Source organism: Variovorax guangxiensis (assembly GCF_003952165.1).
In the GTDB taxonomy this organism is placed as follows: Bacteria; Pseudomonadota; Gammaproteobacteria; order Burkholderiales; family Burkholderiaceae_C; genus Variovorax; species Variovorax guangxiensis.
In genome coordinates this window covers 220,990-238,502 of record NZ_RXFT01000009.1, presented here as the reverse complement: position 1 = coordinate 238,502, position 17,513 = coordinate 220,990, and the positions used below count along the sequence as shown (strand labels likewise).

General features: G+C 69.5%; 11 protein-coding genes. 3 read left to right on the top strand and 8 right to left on the bottom strand.

Going from position 1 to position 17,513, the window contains the following annotated elements; all coding sequences use genetic code 11:
* Positions 1-137 precede the first annotated feature (137 nt).
* On the top strand, positions 138-5,966 hold the full coding sequence (uvrA, locus tag EJP67_RS21495) for an excinuclease ABC subunit UvrA (protein ID WP_126023818.1): 5,829 nt from the start codon (positions 138-140) through the stop codon (positions 5,964-5,966).
* 10 nt (positions 5,967-5,976) lie between these two features.
* Here uvrA and EJP67_RS21490 read toward each other — a convergent pair whose 3' ends face one another.
* Complete coding sequence (locus EJP67_RS21490; protein ID WP_126023730.1) at positions 5,977-6,936, bottom strand: LysR family transcriptional regulator; 960 nt, start codon at positions 6,934-6,936, stop codon at positions 5,977-5,979.
* A gap of 113 nt (positions 6,937-7,049) precedes the next feature.
* Between EJP67_RS21490 and EJP67_RS21485 the strand changes: the two genes are divergently transcribed.
* Together EJP67_RS21485 and EJP67_RS21480 are read left to right on the top strand one after the other, a co-directional pair.
* A complete protein-coding gene (locus EJP67_RS21485; protein WP_126023729.1) occupies positions 7,050-8,033 on the top strand; it encodes a Bug family tripartite tricarboxylate transporter substrate binding protein in 984 nt (327 codons plus the stop codon).
* A gap of 11 nt (positions 8,034-8,044) precedes the next feature.
* Positions 8,045-9,253: an amidohydrolase gene (locus EJP67_RS21480; RefSeq protein ID WP_126023728.1), complete on the top strand. Its 1,209-nt coding sequence runs from the start codon at positions 8,045-8,047 to the stop codon at positions 9,251-9,253.
* A 49-nt stretch (positions 9,254-9,302) separates the two neighbouring features.
* On the opposite strand, the gene EJP67_RS21475 is transcribed toward EJP67_RS21480, so the two are convergent.
* From EJP67_RS21475 to gabT, 7 genes are all read right to left on the bottom strand, one after another.
* A complete protein-coding gene (locus tag EJP67_RS21475; protein WP_126023727.1) occupies positions 9,303-10,781 on the bottom strand; it encodes an NAD-dependent succinate-semialdehyde dehydrogenase in 1,479 nt (492 codons plus the stop codon).
* A gap of 63 nt (positions 10,782-10,844) precedes the next feature.
* Positions 10,845-11,801, bottom strand: a complete 957-nt coding sequence (speB, locus tag EJP67_RS21470; protein WP_126023726.1) for an agmatinase — start codon at positions 11,799-11,801, stop codon at positions 10,845-10,847.
* A 16-nt stretch (positions 11,802-11,817) separates the two neighbouring features.
* Positions 11,818-12,636 carry an ABC transporter permease gene (locus EJP67_RS21465; protein ID WP_126023725.1) on the bottom strand — a complete coding sequence of 273 codons (819 nt, stop codon included), beginning with the start codon at positions 12,634-12,636 and terminating at the stop codon, positions 11,818-11,820.
* A 34-nt stretch (positions 12,637-12,670) separates the two neighbouring features.
* Positions 12,671-13,927, bottom strand: a complete 1,257-nt coding sequence (locus EJP67_RS21460) for an ABC transporter permease (protein WP_126023724.1) — start codon at positions 13,925-13,927, stop codon at positions 12,671-12,673.
* A gap of 34 nt (positions 13,928-13,961) precedes the next feature.
* Positions 13,962-14,990, bottom strand: coding sequence for an ABC transporter substrate-binding protein (locus EJP67_RS21455; protein WP_126023723.1), 1,029 nt, complete (start codon positions 14,988-14,990; stop codon positions 13,962-13,964).
* 67 nt (positions 14,991-15,057) lie between these two features.
* Positions 15,058-16,164: an ABC transporter ATP-binding protein gene (locus EJP67_RS21450; protein ID WP_126023722.1), complete on the bottom strand. Its 1,107-nt coding sequence runs from the start codon at positions 16,162-16,164 to the stop codon at positions 15,058-15,060.
* A 27-nt stretch (positions 16,165-16,191) separates the two neighbouring features.
* Complete coding sequence (gene gabT, locus EJP67_RS21445; RefSeq protein WP_126023721.1) at positions 16,192-17,484, bottom strand: 4-aminobutyrate--2-oxoglutarate transaminase; 1,293 nt, start codon at positions 17,482-17,484, stop codon at positions 16,192-16,194.
* Positions 17,485-17,513: the final 29 nt, after the last annotated feature.

Sequence of the window (17,513 nt, the reverse complement as noted above, 5' to 3'; positions counted from 1 at the left end):
AAATGTGCTATTTGTTTCTGAAAGTGTTTTTAACTCCATCCGGACAAACCCCTGCGCAGCCACCGACCTTGTGACGTAGTGCGCAAACCCGTCACGAGGCACTCCCTAGAATGTTTGCCCCACCCCCCAAGGCACTCATGACACAGGGCTCCATCCGGATTCGCGGCGCGCGCCAGCACAACCTCCAGAACCTCGATCTCGACATCCGCACAGGCGAAATGACGGTGGTCACCGGGCCCAGCGGCTCGGGCAAGTCGAGCCTCGTCTTCGACACCCTTTATGCCGAAGGCCAGCGGCGCTACGTGGAGACCTTCTCCGCCTACGCGCGCCAGTTCCTCGACCGCATGGACAAGCCGGCCGTCGACAAGGTGGAAGGCGTGCCGCCCGCCATCGCCATCGACCAGACCAACCCCGTGCGCTCCTCGCGCTCCACGGTCGGCACGATGACCGAGCTGAACGACCACCTGAAGCTGCTCTTCGCGCGCGCGGCCAACCTGTTCGACCGCGAGACCGCGCTGCCGGTGCGCCACGATTCGCCCGACAGCATCTACGCGCAGATCGTCGAGCGCGCGGCCGCTGCGGGCGATCCGCGCCTGGTCGTCACCTTCCCGGTCGAGCTGCCCGCGAGCACCACGGCCGAGGAAGTCACGCAGTGGCTCTCCGCCAGCGGCTTCACGCGCGTGCAGTCCGAGCGCGAGGTGGCCACGCCCACCGGTCCGCGCAAGGTGCTCGACGTGGTGGCCGACCGCTTCCGTGCGTCCGGCGCCGAGCGCTCGCGCGTGGTGGAAGCCATCGAAGTGGCGCTCAAGCGCGGCAGCGGGCGCGTCACGGTGCACGCCTCCGGCTCGGAAGAGAACGCAGTGACCGACGTGTGGAAGTTCTCCACCGGCCTGCACTGCCCCGAGAGCGACATCCGCTACGCCGACCCGATCCCGTCGATGTTCTCGTTCAACTCGGCCGTGGGCGCCTGCGACACCTGCCGCGGCTTCGGCCGCGTCATCGGCGTCGACCTGGGCCTGGTCATTCCGAACGACAAGCTCACGCTGCGCGCCGGCGCCATCAAGACCATCCAGACGCCCGCCTGGAAGGAGGCGCAGGACGACCTCATGCGCCACGCGGAGGCGGCCGGCATCCCGCGCGACACGCCCTGGAACAAGCTCACCGACGAGCAGAAGCACTGGGTGATCGAGGGCACGCCCAACTACAAGGAAGGCAACTGGAACAAGCAGTGGTACGGCGTGCGCCGCTTCTTCGGCTACCTGGAGAGCAAGGCGTACAAGATGCACATCCGCGTGCTGCTGTCCAAGTACCGCAGCTACACGCCGTGCCCCACCTGCAGCGGCGCGCGCCTCAAGCTCGAGAGCCTGCTGTGGCGCATCGGCAGCAAGGAAGACGCCGACGCCGTCCTGCCGCCCGAGAAGCGCTTCATGCCGACCGGCGCGAAGTGGACGCGCGCGCAGCTGGAAGCGCTGCCGGGGCTGTGCCTGCATGACCTGATGCTGCTGCCGATCGAGCGGCTGCGGCAGTTTTTCGATCGGCAGCAGCCCTCACCCCAACCCTCTCCCGCAAGCGGGAGAGGGGGCAAGACCGAACAGCCGGCCGAGGATTCCGCATCGCTCCCTCTCCCGCTTGCGGGAGAGGGCAGGGGTGAGGGTGAAACCCAGGCGCTCAAGCTGCTCCACGAAGAAATCACCACCCGCCTGCGCTACCTGCACGACGTGGGCATCGGCTACCTCACGCTCGACCGACAGAGCCGCACGCTCAGCGGCGGCGAGGTGCAGCGCATCAACCTGACCACGGCGCTGGGCACCTCGCTGGTCAACACGCTCTTCGTGCTCGACGAGCCCAGCATCGGCCTGCACCCGCGCGACATGAACCGCATCACCGAGGCCATGCTGCGCCTGCGCGACGCGGGCAACACGCTGGTGGTGGTCGAGCACGACCCGGCCGTGATGCTGGCCGCCGACCGCGTGATCGACATGGGCCCGGGCCCCGGCGCGCGCGGCGGGCAGGTGGTGTTCGACGGCACCACCGACCAGCTGCGCGACGCCGACACGCTCACCGGCCTGTACCTGGGCGGTCGCAAGAAGATCGGCATGGGCTTCAAGCGGCTGGTGAGCGAGAACACGCACCGGCTCATCCTCGAAGGCGTGCGCGAGCACAACCTGAAGAACGTGACGGTCGAGTTCCCGCTGGCGCGCCTGGTGTGCGTGACCGGCGTGAGCGGCTCGGGCAAGTCCACGCTCATCCAGGACGTGCTGGCGCCCGCGCTGATGCGCCACTTCGGCAAGGCCACCGAGACGCCCGGCGCGCACGACCGCCTGCTCGGCGCCGACCACCTGGGCGACGTGGTGTTCGTCGACCAGTCGCCCATCGGCAAGACCGCGCGTTCCAACCCCGCGAGCTACGTGGGCGCGTGGGACGCCATCCGCGAGATCTTCGCCACGGCCACGCTCTCGCGCCAGCGCGGCTACACCGCGAGCAAGTTCAGCTTCAACTCCGGCGACGGGCGCTGCCCGACCTGCGGCGGCTCGGGCTTCGAGCACGTCGAGATGCAGTTCCTGTCGGACGTGTACCTGCGCTGCCCCGACTGCGACGGCAAGCGCTACCGCCCCGAGATCCTCGAAGTGCGCGTGGAACGCAAGGGCCGCAGCTACAACGTGGCCGACGTGCTCGAACTCACCGTGGCCGAGGCGGCCGCGGTGTTCGAGGCCGACCGCGACGTGCTGCGCGTGCTGCAGCCCATTTCCGACGTGGGCCTGGACTACGTCAAGCTCGGCCAGCCCGTGCCCACGCTCTCAGGCGGCGAGGCGCAGCGCCTGAAGCTCGCGGGCTTCCTGGCCGAGGCTGCGAAGAACGCCACCGCGAGCAAGCAGTCGGTGGCGCGCAAGGGCACGCTCTTCCTGTTCGACGAGCCCACCACGGGCCTGCACTTCGACGACATCGCGCGGCTCATGCGCGCGCTGCGCAAGCTGCTCGATGCCGGCCATTCGCTGATCGTGATCGAGCACAACCTCGACGTGATCCGCGCGAGCGACTGGCTCATCGACCTCGGCCCCGAAGGCGGCGAGGGCGGCGGGCAGGTGGTGGCCGAGGGCACGCCCGAGCAGCTGCGCGAGAACCGCGCCTCGCTCACCGGCGCCGCGCTGGCCGACTACGAACTCGCCATCGGCCCCGAGGCCTACAAGGTGGCCGAGCGCGCCGCGCGCCGCTACATCGCCAACGCCAAGGCGGCGCCGGGTGCAGATGCGGTGCAGATCGTCAACGCGCGCGAGCACAACCTGAAGAACCTGAGCGTGGACATTCCGCGCGGCAAGTTCAGCGTGGTGACGGGCGTGAGCGGATCGGGCAAGTCGACGCTGGCCTTCGACATCCTCTTCAACGAAGGGCAGCGCCGGTACCTCGAATCGCTCAACGCCTACGCGCGCAGCATCGTGCAGCCGGCGGGCCGGCCCGAGGTGGACGCGGTGTACGGCATTCCGCCGACGGTGGCCATCGAGCAGCGCCTGTCGCGCGGCGGCCGCAAGAGCACGGTGGGCACCACCACCGAGGTGTGGCACTTCCTGCGCCTGCTGTACGTGAAGCTGGGCATCCAGCATTGCATCCACGACGGCGCGGCCGTGCAGCCGCAGACCCCCGACAGCATCGCCGCGCAGCTCATGCGCAACTTCAAGGGCCAGCACATCGGCCTGCTCGCGCCGCTGGTGACCAACCGCAAGGGCGTGTACACCGAGCTGGCCGACTGGGCGCGCCCGCGCGGCTTCACGCACCTGCGCGTGGACGGCGACTTCCTGCCGACCACCGGCTTCCCGCGCATCGACCGCTTCAAGGAGCACAGCATCGAGCTGCCGGTGGCCAGCCTCGACGTGCTGCCCTCGAACGAGAACGAGCTGCGCGCGGCGCTGGCCAAGGCGCTCGAGCACGGCAAGGGCGTGGTGCACGTGCTGAGCGAACTCGACGGGCTGCGCGCCGCGATGATGGCGGGCGTGTCCGCCGCCGGCATCGGCCGCGTCCACGTGTTCTCCACGCTGCGCGCCTGCCCGGTGTGCAGCACCAGCTATGCCGAGCTCGATCCGCGCCTGTTCAGCTACAACAGCAAGCACGGCTGGTGCCCCGACTGCGTGGGCACCGGCGTCAAGCTCAGCAAGGACCAGCGCAAGGTGTTCGACGACTCCGTGCTGGCCGGCGACGACAAGGGCCGCGAGCAGACCTTCGCCGAACCGGAGGTGGAAGACCTGGCCGACGTGGCCTGCCCGACCTGCGAAGGCACGCGCCTGAACGCCACGGCGCGCGCCGTGGGCTTCGGCACCGCGGCCGACGGCTCGGGCGGCATCGGCATCACCGAACTCGCGCGCATGAGCGTGACCGAGGTGCGCCAGTGGTTCGAGGGGCTCGCGCTCAGCGGCCGAGAAGCCGAGATCGCGCGCGACCTCGTGCCCGAGATCCGCAGCCGGCTCGAGTTCCTGGAAGAGGTGGGCCTGGGCTACCTCACGCTGGACCGCGGCGCGCCCACGCTCTCGGGCGGCGAGGCGCAGCGCATCCGCCTGGCGGCGCAGCTCGGCAGCAACCTGCAGGGCGTGTGCTACGTGCTCGACGAGCCGACCATCGGCCTGCACGCGCGCGACAACCAGATCCTGCTCGACGCGCTGCACAAGCTCGGCGACAAGGGCAACACGCTGGTGGTGGTGGAGCACGACGAGGACACCATCCGCCGCGCCGACCACATCATCGACATCGGCCCGAGCGCCGGCAAGCGCGGCGGCCGCCTGGTCGCCGAGGGCACGGTCGCCGACATCCAGAAGGCCGACGACTCGCAGACCGGCCGCTACCTGCGCGACGCCATCCGGCATCCGCTGCAGGCGCGCCGGCTGATCCCGTCGCCCGACCCCAAGGCAGAAGAGAGCGGCGAATGGCTCACGGTGCACGGCGCCAACCTGCACAACCTGCAGGACGTGACGGCCACGCTGCCGCTGCGCCGCCTCGTGGTGGTCACCGGCGTGAGCGGTTCGGGCAAATCCACGCTCGCGCGCGACGTGCTGCTGGCCAACGTGCAGGCCATCGTGGCGCAGCGCTCGACCAAGGCCGGCCGCGACGCCGACGCCGCCGGCAAGCGTCCCGCGTGGGCGGGCTGCCGCAAGGTCGAGGGCTACGAGACCGTCGACCGCGTGCTCGAGGTCGACCAGACGCCCATCGGCAAGACGCCGCGCAGCTGCCCGGCCACCTACATCGGCTTCTGGGACACCATCCGCAAGCTCTTCGCCGACACGCTCGAAGCCAAGGCCCGCGGCTACGGCCCGGCGCGCTTCAGCTTCAACACCGGCGAAGGCCGCTGCCCGGGCTGCGAGGGCGCGGGCGTGCGCACCATCGAGATGAGCTTCCTGCCCGACGTGAAGGTGCCCTGCGAGGTGTGCCACGGCGCGCGCTTCAACCCCGAGACGCTGGCCGTGAGCTGGCGCGGCAAGAGCATCGGCGACGTGCTGAAGATGGAAGTCGACGAGGCCGTCGAGTTCTTCGCGAGCATGCCCAACATCAGCCACCCGCTGCAGCTGCTGAAGGACGTGGGGCTGGGCTACCTCACGCTGGGGCAGCCCTCGCCCACGCTCTCGGGCGGCGAGGCGCAGCGCATCAAGCTGGTGACCGAGCTCAGCAAGGTGCGCGACGACATCACCCGCCGCGGCCAGAAGGCGCCGCACACGCTGTACGTGCTCGACGAGCCGACCGTGGGCCTGCACATGGCCGACGTCGAGAAGCTGATCCACGTGCTGCACCGTCTGGTGAACGGCGGCCACAGCGTGGTGGTGATCGAGCACGACCTCGACCTGATCGCCGAGGCCGACTGGATCCTCGACCTCGGCCCCGAAGGCGGCAGCGCCGGCGGGCGCGTCGTCGCGTCGGCGCCGCCCGAAGAGGTGGTGCGGCTCGGCACGCACACGGGCGTCGCGCTGAAGCCCGTGCTGGCGCGCTGAGCGCCGCCGCTCAGGCGGGGCCTTCCGAGCGGGCGGCCTCGCGCAGTGCCGCCAGGCAGGCGGCGACGGCCGGGCTGTCGTTCTCCGGGCTCTGCAGCACGCCAAGGCCCTCGAATTCGCCGCCGAACTCGTAGGGCACGCGTGCGACCAGGCCCCACTCGACGAAGGGCGCGATGATGCTGCGCGGCACCAGCGTCAGCACGCGGTGGCTGCGCAGCAGCTCGAGCACCAGCGGCAGCGAGGTGGTCGAGATCGGATGCAACTCGGGTTTCGGCGCGTCGGGCGGGTCGAAGAGCGCATCGAAGACGCGGCGCACGCCGATGCCCCGGACAGGCTCCATCCAGCGCGCGGCGCGCAGATCGGCCAGCGTCGGCTGGGCCTTGCGCACGAGCGGATGCCGGCGGCCCGCCGCGATCCAGGGCACGTCCGGCGCGAGCCGCTCGAAGGTGCAGGGCGCGGGCAGTTCGCGCGGCCGGCGGCACAGCGCCATGTCCACGCGGCCGGACATCACGTCGGCCAGCAGCTGATCGCCGGGCGCCTCCAGCACCTCGATGCGCAGGGCCGGGTAGCGCGCTGCGAACGACGGCAGCACCCGGCACAGCAGCCCGGAGACGCCGGCCGTGATCGCGCCCACACGCAGCACGCCGCCCGCGCCGGCCTGCAGCGCGTGCACCGTGTCGGTCGATGCGCGCAAGGCGCTCAGCGTGTTGCGCGCCATCGGGACCACCGCGCGGCCCGCGGCCGTGAGCCGCATGCCTCGCACGTGGCGCTCGAACAACGGCGCGGCGAGCAGGCCTTCGATGTCCGCCAGCGCCTGCGTGGCGGCGGGCTGGCTCATGCCGATCTGCTCGGCCGCGCGCCGCACGCTGCCCGAATCGGCAACGGCCACCAGCAGCTGCAGGTGCCGCAGGCGCGCCTTGGCGACCAGCCGGGCGTAGAGGACGGAGGAGGCTGGCGTCGCGTTGGACATGGCGGACCTGGGGTATCGGGTTTGCTTATCGCAGTGGCCGCGAATCTATTGGAAGCCGGTCGAAGGCGTCAACATAATCCGCCCACTTTCGTCTTACACGGACCACCGACCTCATGCAATCCTCACGTCGCCGGCTCGCCGCCCTCCTGGTCCTGCTGGGCTCGTTCGCGCTCCAGGCGTCCGCGCAGGACGGCTATCCGCAGCGACCGGTCAAGCTGATCGTGCCCTTCGCGCCGGGCGGCTCGACCGACATCGTGGCCCGGCTGGTGGCCGACAGGATGCAGGTCGAGCTGGGCCAGCCGGTGGTGGTCGACAACCGTGCGGGCGGCGGCGGCATGATCGGCTCCGAAGCCCTGGCCCGCGCGGATGCGGACGGCTACACGATCGGCATCGGCACCGTGAGCACGCTGACGGTGAACCCGATCCTGCTGAAGGCGAACCGCGTCGATCCGCTGAAGGAACTCGCGCCGATCACCATGCTGGCGACCGTGCCCTCGGTGTTCATGGTGCATCCGTCGTTCCCGGGGCGCACGTTCGAGCAGGTGATCGCCGAGGTGCGCGCCAAGCCCGATTTCTACAACATGGGCTCCTCGGGCCCGGGCTCCATCAGCCACTTGCTGATCGAGGCGATGAACACCGATCTCAGGATCAAGCTGCGGCACATTCCGTACCGCGGCATGGGGCCCGCCCTGACGGCGGCGCTGGCGGGCGAGACCCTGGTGTCGATCGACCAGTACCCCTCGTCGGCCGCGCACATCAAGAGCGGCAAGCTGCTGCCCTTCGCGGTGGGCGCCCCGAAGCGGCTGGAGGCGCTGCCTTCCGTGCCCACGCTCAAGGAGTTCGGCCAGCCGGATCTCAACGAGCTTGCGATGACCTGGTTCGGCCTGGTGGCTCCGGCGAAGACGCCGTCCGCCATCCAGAAGAAGCTGCACGACGCGGCCGTGGCCGCGCTGCGCGACCCGGCGCTGGTCGCGCGCCTGAAGGAGGTGGGTGCGGACGCGGTCGGTGGTTCCGCCGATGCCTTCCGCTCGCATATCGAAAGCGGGCTGGCGCGCAACCGCCGCATCGTCCAGGCCGCGGGCATCAGCCCCGAGTGAGCGACGGCACCATGAACGTATTCAGCACGCGTTTCTCGCTCGGCGACATCGCCGAAACCATCGACGCACAGTCGCAGCGCCAGCATGCCGAGGTCGTCGCATGGCGACGCCACATGCACCGCCACCCGGAGCTGTCGTTCAAGGAGGTGGATACCGCCAACTTCCTCGAGCGCGAGCTTGCCGCCATCAAGGGGCTGGAAGTGAGCCGTCCCACGCCGACCAGCCTGCTCGCGCGGCTGGCCGGCGGCAGGAAAGGACGCACGCTGGCGATGCGCGCGGACATCGACGCACTGCCCCTGCAGGATCGCAAGCGCTGCGACTACGCTTCGGGAAAGCCCAACGTCATGCACGCCTGCGGCCACGATGGCCACGCCGCGATGCTGCTGGGCGCGGCGCGCATCCTCGCCGGCCTGCGCGCGCAGGTGCCGGGCGAGGTGCGCTTCTTCTTCCAGCACGCCGAGGAGCAGCATCCGGGCGGCGCCCAGCAGATGGTGGATGCGGGCGTCATGAAGGGCGTGAACCAGGTGATCTCGGCGCACGTCATGTCCACGCTGGACACCGGCAGCATCGCGGTGCTCGACGGGCCGGCGCTGGCCAGCTCCGACCGCTTCGTGCTGCGCCTGCACGGCCGTGGAGGCCATGCGGCCAATCCCGACCGCTGCATAGACCCCATCATGATCGGCGCGCAGATCGTCTGCAACCTGCAGGCCGTGGTCTCGCGCAACGTCGATCCGCACGAGGCGGTGATCCTGTCGGTCACCCGCTTCGACGGCGGCACGGCCTTCAACGTGATTCCGGACACGGTGGAACTCTGGGGCTCGGTGCGCTGCTTCAGCGAGCATGTGCGTGAACTGGTACCGGCGCTCGTGGAGCGCATCGCCAACGGCGTGGCGGGTGCGCACGGCGCGAGTTGCGAGCTGGAGTACATCCGCGGCTACAGCCCGGTGGTCAACGATGCGTCGGTGGCCGCCCGGATGCGCGCGGTAGTGAAGCAGGGCATTGCTACCGCGGTGCTCCAGACCATCAAGCCGCTGCCGAACAGCGAGGATTTCAGCGCCTTCCTGAAGCATGCGCCGGGCGCCTACGTCTTCATCGGTGCGCGCAGTGCGGCCAAGGGCATCGTGCACCCGCATCACCACCCGAATTTCGACTTCGACGAGGACGCGCTGCTGCACGGCGTGCAGCTGTTCGCGAACGCGCCTTTCCACCTGAACGCATAGGCCTTTGAAGAGGCGCTTCTGAAGAGGCGCGCCCGTCCTCCTTCCCGTCCTATTTCTGGATGTCGCCCAGGCAGAGGTACTTGATCTCGACGTAGTCGTCCATGCCGTGGTGCGAGCCCTCGCGTCCCAGGCCCGACTGCTTCACGCCGCCGAAGGGCACGTGCTCGGTGGCGATCACGCCGGCATTGATGCCGACCATGCCGTACTCCAGCGCCTCCGCCACGCGGAAGATGCGGCCCACGTCGCGCGTGTAGAAATAGCTCGCCAAGCCGAACTCGGTATTGTTTGCCGCGTCGATGCCTTCCTGTTCGGTCTTGAAGCGGAACACCGGCGCGAAGGGGCCGAATGTTTCCTCCCGCGCGCACAGCATGTCGGCCGTGGCGTCGGCGATGACGGTCGGCTCGAAGAACTGGCCCTGCATCCTGTGGCCGCCGGCCAGCACCTTGCCGCCCCTGGCGACGGCGTCGTCGACGTGGCGCTGCACCTTGTCGATGGCCGCGTCCTCGATCAGCGGGCCCTGCACCACGCCGTCGTCGAAGCCGTTGCCGACCTTGAGCGCCTTGACCCTGGCCGCGAACTTCTCGACGAAGGCGTCGTAGATGCCCTCCTGCACGTACAGCCGGTTCGCGCAAACGCAGGTCTGGCCGGCGTTGCGGTACTTGCTGGCAATCGCGCCTTCGACGGCCGAATCCACATCCGCGTCGTCGAACACCAGGAAGGGCGCGTTGCCGCCCAGCTCCAGCGACAGCTTCTTGACCGTCGGCGCGCACTGGCTCATGAGGATGCGGCCCACCTCGGTGGAACCGGTGAAGCTCAGGTGGCGCACGACGTCGCTCTCGCACAGCTCCTTGCCGATCGCGATGCTGTTGGCGCTGTCGGCCGTGAGCACGTTGAGCACGCCTGCCGGAATGCCGGCCCGCACGGCCAACTCCGCCGCGGCCAGCGCAGTGAGCGGCGTGAGCTCGGCCGGCTTGATGACCACCGTGCAGCCGGCAGCGAGAGCCGGAGCCACCTTGCGGGTGATCATCGCGAGCGGAAAATTCCACGGCGTGATCGCCGCGCACACGCCGATGGGCTGCTTCATCACCAGCAGGCGGCGGTTGTTGTCGAACTGCGGCAGCACCTCGCCGTTCACGCGCTTGGCTTCTTCGGCAAACCATTCGATGAAGCTCGCGCCGTAGGCGACCTCGCCCTTGGCCTCGGCGAAGGGCTTGCCCTGCTCGGCGGTCATCAGGCGGCCGATGTCCTCGGTGTTGGCGATCAGCAGGTCGAACCACTTGCGCAGCACGATGCTGCGCTCCTTGCCGGTCTTGCCGCGCCAGGCGGCGAGCGCCTTGTTGGCGGCGGCGATGGCATGCGCGGCATCCGCGCGCGTGAGGTTGGCCACGTCGACCAGCTTGCGGCCGGTGGCCGGGTCGTTCACGTCGAAGCGGCTGGCGCCTTTCGTCCATTCGCCGGCGATCAGCGCATCGGTCTTGAGCAGGGTCGGGTCGTTCAGCAGCGCGAGGGGAGAAGTCTTCGTGTCCATGGTGTCGTGTTGTCTCGGAAGTAAATGGGTAACCGGTAATGGCCTGCTCGGGCAGCGGCCGCGTCAGCGGAAGGGCACGCCGGGGAGCACGCAGAGCATTTCGTAGAGCAGGTTGGCGCCCAGCAGCGCGGTGTTGCCGCTCGTGTCGTAGGGCGGGCTGACCTCCACCAGGTCGGCGCCCACCACGTTCAGGCCGCGGCAGCCGCGCACGATCTCCAGCGCCTGCGGCACGGTGAGCCCGCCGATCTCGGGCGTGCCGGTGCCGCCCGCGAACGAGGGGTCGATGCCGTCGATGTCGAAGCTGATGTAGACCGGATGCGCGGGCCCGATGCGCTCGCGCACCTGCGCCATCAGCGGCGCGAGCGACTGGTACCAGACCTCGTGCGCCTGCACCACGGTGAAACCCTGCGCGCGCGGCCAGTCGAAATCGTCGGCCGCATAGCCGGTGCCGCGCAGGCCGATCTGCCAGACCTTGTCGCAGGCCAGCAGGCCCTCTTCGACGGCGCGCCTGAACGGCGTGCCGTGGGCGATGCGCTCGCCGAACATGTCGTCGTTCACGTCCGCATGCGCATCCACGTGCACCAGCGCGACCGGGCCGTGCTTTCGCGCCACCGCGCGCAGGATCGGCAGCGCGATGGTGTGGTCGCCGCCCAGCGTCAGCGGGGCGCATCCTGCTGCCAGCACCGTGTCGTAGAAGGCCGAAATGATGGCCAGCGACTTGTCCAGCGAATAGGTGTTGATCGGCACGTCGCCCAGGTCGGCCACGTTCAGCCGGTCGAAGGGCGCGGCGCCGGTGGCCATGTTGTAGGGGCGCAGCAGCGCCGACTCGGCGCGGATCTGGCGCGGCCCGAAGCGCGCGCCGGGGCGGTTGGAGGTGCCTATGTCCAGCGGCACGCCGATGAACGCGGCGTCCAGTCCTTCCGGCGACGTTGCCGGGGGCAGCCGCATCATCGTGCCGGGGCCGGCGAAGCGCGGCATGGTGTTGCCGCCCAGCGGCTGGTTCGGGGTCGTGGAGGGCATCGCGCGAATGGAGTGTTCAGCGCCGCCGTCCGCGCAGCCATTCGAGCGCGAGCAGCAGCGTGGTGGTGAAGATGATCAGCAGCGTCGCCACGGCGGCGATGGTGGGCGAGATGTTCTCGCGGATGCCCGTGAACATCTGGCGCGGCAGCGTGACCTGGTCCGGCCCCGCGAGGAACAGCGTGACCACCACCTCGTCGAACGAGGTCGCGAAGGCGAACAGCGCGCCCGAGATCACGCCCGGCGCGATCACCGGCAGTGTGACGCGCATGAAGGTCCGGAACGGCGTCTCGCCCAGGCTCAGCGATGCGCGCACCAGGTTCTGGTTGAAGCCGGCCAGCGTGGCGAGCACGGTGGTCAGAACGAAGGGCGCGCCCAGCGCCGCGTGCACCACGATCAGGCCGAGGTAGGTGTCGGCCAGACCGAGCGGCGCGAAGTAGAGGTAGGTGGCTACGCCGACCACCACGATCGGCACGACCATCGGCGAGATCAGCACGCTCATGAGCAGGCCCTTGAACGCGAAGTTCGTACGCGACAGCCCCACCGCCGCGAGCGTGCCCAGCACGGTGGCCAGCACCGTGGCGGCGGGCGCGACGATGAAGCTGTTGCGCGCCGCGCGCGCCCATTCGGGCGAGTCGAAGAGATTGCGGTACCAGCGCAGCGACCAGCCCGGGATCGGATAAGCCAGGAACGAGCTGTCGGAGAACGACAGCGGGATCACCACCAGGATCGGCGCCAGCAGGAAGGCCAGCACCGCGACGCAGCCGCCGCGCACCAGCCACCAGCCGAGCTTGTCGGCGAAGGTGGCGTAGGCCGGGAATTGGGGAAGCTTCAACATGCTTGTTCGTCTTTCGTGCGGCTTTTCGTGCTGATCAACCGAGGCTCAGCTCGGCCTTGCCGATGCGGCGGTACACGGCGTACAGCAGCAGCGTGGCGACCAGCAGCACGGCGCCCAGCGCGCAGGCCATGCCCCAGTTGATTTCCACGTTGGTGTAGCGCGCGATGTAGTAGCTCAGCATCTGGTCGTCCGCGCCGCCGAGCAGCGCCGGCGTCACGTAGTAGCCGATCGCCAGGATGAAGACCAGCAGCGCGCCGGCGCCGATGCCGGGGTAGGTCTGCGGCACGTACACGCGGAAGAAGGCCGCCAGCGGCGAGCTGCCCAGCGAGACGGCCGCGCGCAGGTAGGTGGGCGGCACGCTCTTCATGACGCTGTACAGCGGCAGGATCATGAAGGGCAGCAGGATGTGCACCATCGCGATGATCACGCCGGTGCGGTTGAACAGCAGCGCGAGCGGATGGTCGATGAGGCCGATGCCCATCAGGCCGCGGTTGACCAGGCCCTCGGACTGCAGCAGCACGATCCATGCGGCCACGCGCACCAGGATGGACGTCCAGAACGGCACCAGCACCAGGATCATCAGCACGTTGGCCTTGCGCGCCGGCAGCGTCGACAGCCACCACGCCAGCGGATAGGCCAGCAGCAGGCAGAAGAAGGTGACCACGGCGCTGATCTGGAAGGTGCGCAGCAGGATGCCGGCAAAGGCGCGCTGGTCGGCGGGCATGCGCTCCACCTCGCCGGCCACGTCGCGCCGCAGGTCGACCGAGGCGAGCAGGTAGTCGGGCGTCCAGCGAGAGCCGTTCTTGGCGATCGCCTGCCAGTACGGCGCTTCGCCCCAGCGCGGATCGAGCTCCAGCATGCGTGCCTTGATCTCCTCCGGCGTGCCGGCGATGGGCAGCGCCCTGAAGGCACCCATCACCAGCGAACGGGCGCCCGCGATCTCGGTGTTGAGGCGGCGCGCGAGGGCGCCCGCGTCGGAGCTGTCGGGCAACTGGCCGAGGTCGGCCGCGATGGCCGCATAGGCCGCCGGCGCGGGCGCCTCCTTGCGGTTCCAGCCGTCGAGCGCGCGCACGGTGCGCGGCAGCGCGTTGGCCACTTCGGGGTTCTCCACCGCGCGCTGCAGCAGCGCCACGATGGGCACCAGCAGCGTCAGCAGAAGAAACACGAGCAGCGGCGCCGTGAGCGCGAAGGCGCGCCACTTGCGGCGGGCCTCGGCGCGCGCCAGTGCGCGCCGCAGTTCGCCGGGGGGCGCTTCCGCTGGAACCGGGGGAACAGACGTTGCCGCGTGCATGGCCTCTTTCGCGTTCGCTGGTTCGTCTGCCGGTTTACTGCGTGGCCCAGGCCGCGAAGCGCTTCTCCAGCGCCTCGCCCTGGTCGGCCCAGAAGCCGACGTTGAACTGCAGCGCGTCCTTGGCGTTGGTCGAGGAGGTCGGCAGGTCGGCCAGCACCTTGGGGCTGAGCGAGGCCAGCGCCTTGGTGTTGGTGGGGCCGTAGGCGATGTTCTGGGCATACACCGCCTGGTTGGCGGGCTGCATCGCGAACTGGATGTACTTCAACGAGGCTTCCTTGTTCGGCGCGCCCTTGGGGATCACCAGGTAGTCGAGGTCGTAGATGCCGCCCGGCCAGTAGATCTTGAGGTCGCGGCCTTCGCGGTTGGCCGCGTCGATGCGGCCGTTGTAGACGGTGGTCAGCACCACGTCGCCGGCCACCAGGAACTGCGGCGGCTGCGCGCCGGCCTCCCACCACTGGATGTTGGGCTTGAGCTCGGTGAGCTTCTTGAATGCGCGGTCGGCGCCTTCCTTGGTGCCGAGCACCTTGTAGACGTCGCCCGGCTTCACGCCGTCGGCCATCAGCGCGAATTCGAGGTTGTAGCGCGCGCCCTTGCGCATGCCGCGCTTGCCGGGAATCTTCTTCACGTCCCAGAAATCGGCCCAGCTCGTGGGCGCGGTCTTGAGCTTCTCGCCGTTGTAGGCCATCACGGTCGACCACACGAACAGGCCCACGCCGCAGTCGGTGACGGCGGCCGGCAGGAAGTCGGACTTGGTGCCGATCTTGGAATAGTCGAGCTTCTCGAACAGGCCCTCGTCGCAGCCGCGCGCCGCGTCGGGCGATTCGACCTCGACCACGTCCCAGGTGACCTTTTTGGTCTCCACCATGGCCTTGATCTTGGCCTGCTCGCCGTTGTATTCGACCGCGACGATCCTGGTGCCGGTCTTCTCGTAGGGCTCGTAGTAGGCCTTCTTCTGGGCGTTGGCGTTGGCGCCGCCGAAGTTGACCACGGTGAGCTGCTGCTGGGCGAGGGCCGGCAGGGCGAAGCTGGCGGCGACGGTGCAGGCGAGAAGTGTCTTTTTCATGGTGGAAATCTTCCTGGGTGATGAACGGGAACGAGGGGGAAAGCGATCGGGGAAGGGAAGGCCGGCTTCAGGGGGCGTAGATGCGCGCATGCGCGGTCGGGAACTCGAGCACCACCGCCTCGCCGGCCCGCGGCGCGGCGGCGCCGTCGAGGCCGTCCAGCGGCAGCTTCACGGTGGCGTCGGCCTGGCCGCCGCCGACGCTGCACAGCAGCCGCAGGTGGTCGCCGAAGTAGATGACGCGCGCCACCTCGGCCTCGAGCATGTTGGCGCGCTGCACGTCCGTGCGGCGGTGCAGCACCACGCGCTCGGGGCGGATGCAGGCCTCGACGGCCGCGCCAGAAGCCGCGCCGCTCACGTTGAGCCCGTGCAGCACGCGGCCGTCGGGCAGCATCATCTCGGCATGCTCGCCGCCATGACCCTGGCGTTGGCCCAGCTGGCCCCTGAGCACGGTGTTGTCGCCGACGAAGCCGGCCACGAAGCGGTTGGAAGGCGTTTCGTAGAGACGGTCGACCGTGTCCAGCTGCTGGATCACGCCTTCGTTGAACACCGCCACGCGGTCGCTCATGGTGAGCGCCTCGCCCTGGTCGTGCGTCACGTAGACGAAGGTAACTCCCAGCTGGCGGTGCAGGTCCTTGAGTTCGATCTGCATGTGCTCGCGCAGCTGCTTGTCGAGCGCGCCGAGCGGCTCGTCCATCAGCACCAGCTGGGGCTCGAACACCAGCGCCCGCGCCAGCGCCACGCGCTGCTGCTGGCCGCCCGAGAGCTGGCCGGGCAGGCGGTCGGCCATGCCGCGCAGCTGCACCATGTCGAGCGCGCGCTGCACGCGGCGCTGCTGCTCGTCCTTCGGCACCTTGCGCACGGTGAGCGGATAGGCCACGTTCTGCCCCACGCTCATGTGCGGGAACAGCGCGTAGTTCTGGAAGACCATGCCGAAGTTGCGCCTGTGCGGCGGCGTGCGGGTGATCGGCTTGCCGTCGAGCAGGATCTCTCCCGAGGTCGGCGACTCGAAGCCCGCCAGCATCATCAGCGTGGTGGTCTTGCCCGATCCCGAAGGGCCGAGCAGGCTCAGGAACTCGCCGCGGTGGATGTCCAGGTCGAGCTGGCGCACCACCAGGTGCTCGCCGTCGTAGGTCTTCTGGACGCGCTGGAAGCGCACCAAGGGTTCTGCGGTCATGGAGGATTCAGGAAAAGGATCGGTCGATCAGCGCAGCGCGGCGAAGCTGTCCGCGAGAAGCGCCAGGCCTTCGTCCACAAGCAAGTCGGATGCCGTGAGCGGCACCAGCACGCGAATTACATTGCCGTAGGTGCCGCATGACAGCAGGATTAACCCGCGCCGTGCCGCCTCCGCGACCACTTTGCGGGTCAGCGCGGCGTCGGGCCGCGCGGTGTCGCCCTCCTCGAACAGTTCGATGGCCACCATGGCGCCGAGCCCGCGCACGTCGCCGATGGACGGCTCGCCCGCCGCGATGCGGCGCAGGCCGGCCATGAGCCGCTCGCCCAGCGCACGGCTGCGCGCCAGCAGCTGCTCGTCGTCGAACACCTTGAGCACCGCGAGCGCCGCGGCGCAGCCGATGGGGCTGCCGGCATAGGTGCCGCCCAGGCCGCCGGGGGCGGGGGCGTCCATCACCTCGGCGCGGCCCACCACGCCGGAGATCGGGAAGCCGCCCGCCATCGACTTGGCGGTGGTGATCAGGTCGGGCGCCACCGGCCACTGCTCGCTGGCGAACCAGGTGCCGGTGCGGCCGGCACCGGTCTGCACCTCGTCGGCGATGAGCAGGATGCCGTGGCGGTCCGCCAGCGCGCGCAGGCCCTCGACGAAATCGTTGGGCGCCACGTAGAAGCCGCCTTCGCCCTGCACCGGCTCCAGGATGAAGGCCGCCACGCGCTCGGGCTCGATGTCGTTCTTGAACAGCAGCTCGACCGAATGCAGGGCCTCGTCCACGCTCACGCCGTGCAGCGCGTTCGGGTACAGCGCATGGAACACCTCGCCCGGGAAGGGGCCGAAGCCGACCTTGTAGGGCGCGACCTTGCCGGTGAGGCCCAGCGTCATCATCGTGCGGCCGTGGTAGCCGCCGGTGAAGGCGATGACGCCGGGGCGCCGGGTGTGGGCACGGGCGATCTTGACCGCGTTCTCCACCGCCTCGGCGCCGGTGCTCAGGAAGACCGACTTCTTCGCGAACGCGCCCGGGGCCAGTGCATTCAGGCGCTCGGCCAGTTCCACGTAGGGCTCGTAGGCCAGTACCTGGAAGCAGGTGTGCGAATAGAGCCCGGCCTGCGCCTTGACTGCAGCCGTGATCTCCGGGTGGCAGTGGCCGGTGTTGAGCACCGCGATGCCGCCCGCGAAGTCGATGTAGCGGCGGCCCTCGACGTCCCAGAGCTCGGCGTTGGCGGCCCGGCTGACGAAGATTTCATGGGCCTGGCCGACGCCGCGCGCGACGGCCGCGCTGCGGCGGGTCATGAGGGCGGCGTTGCTGAGGTGGGGTTCGCGTTGCATGGGGGACGACCTGTGCTTGAGTGCTGGAA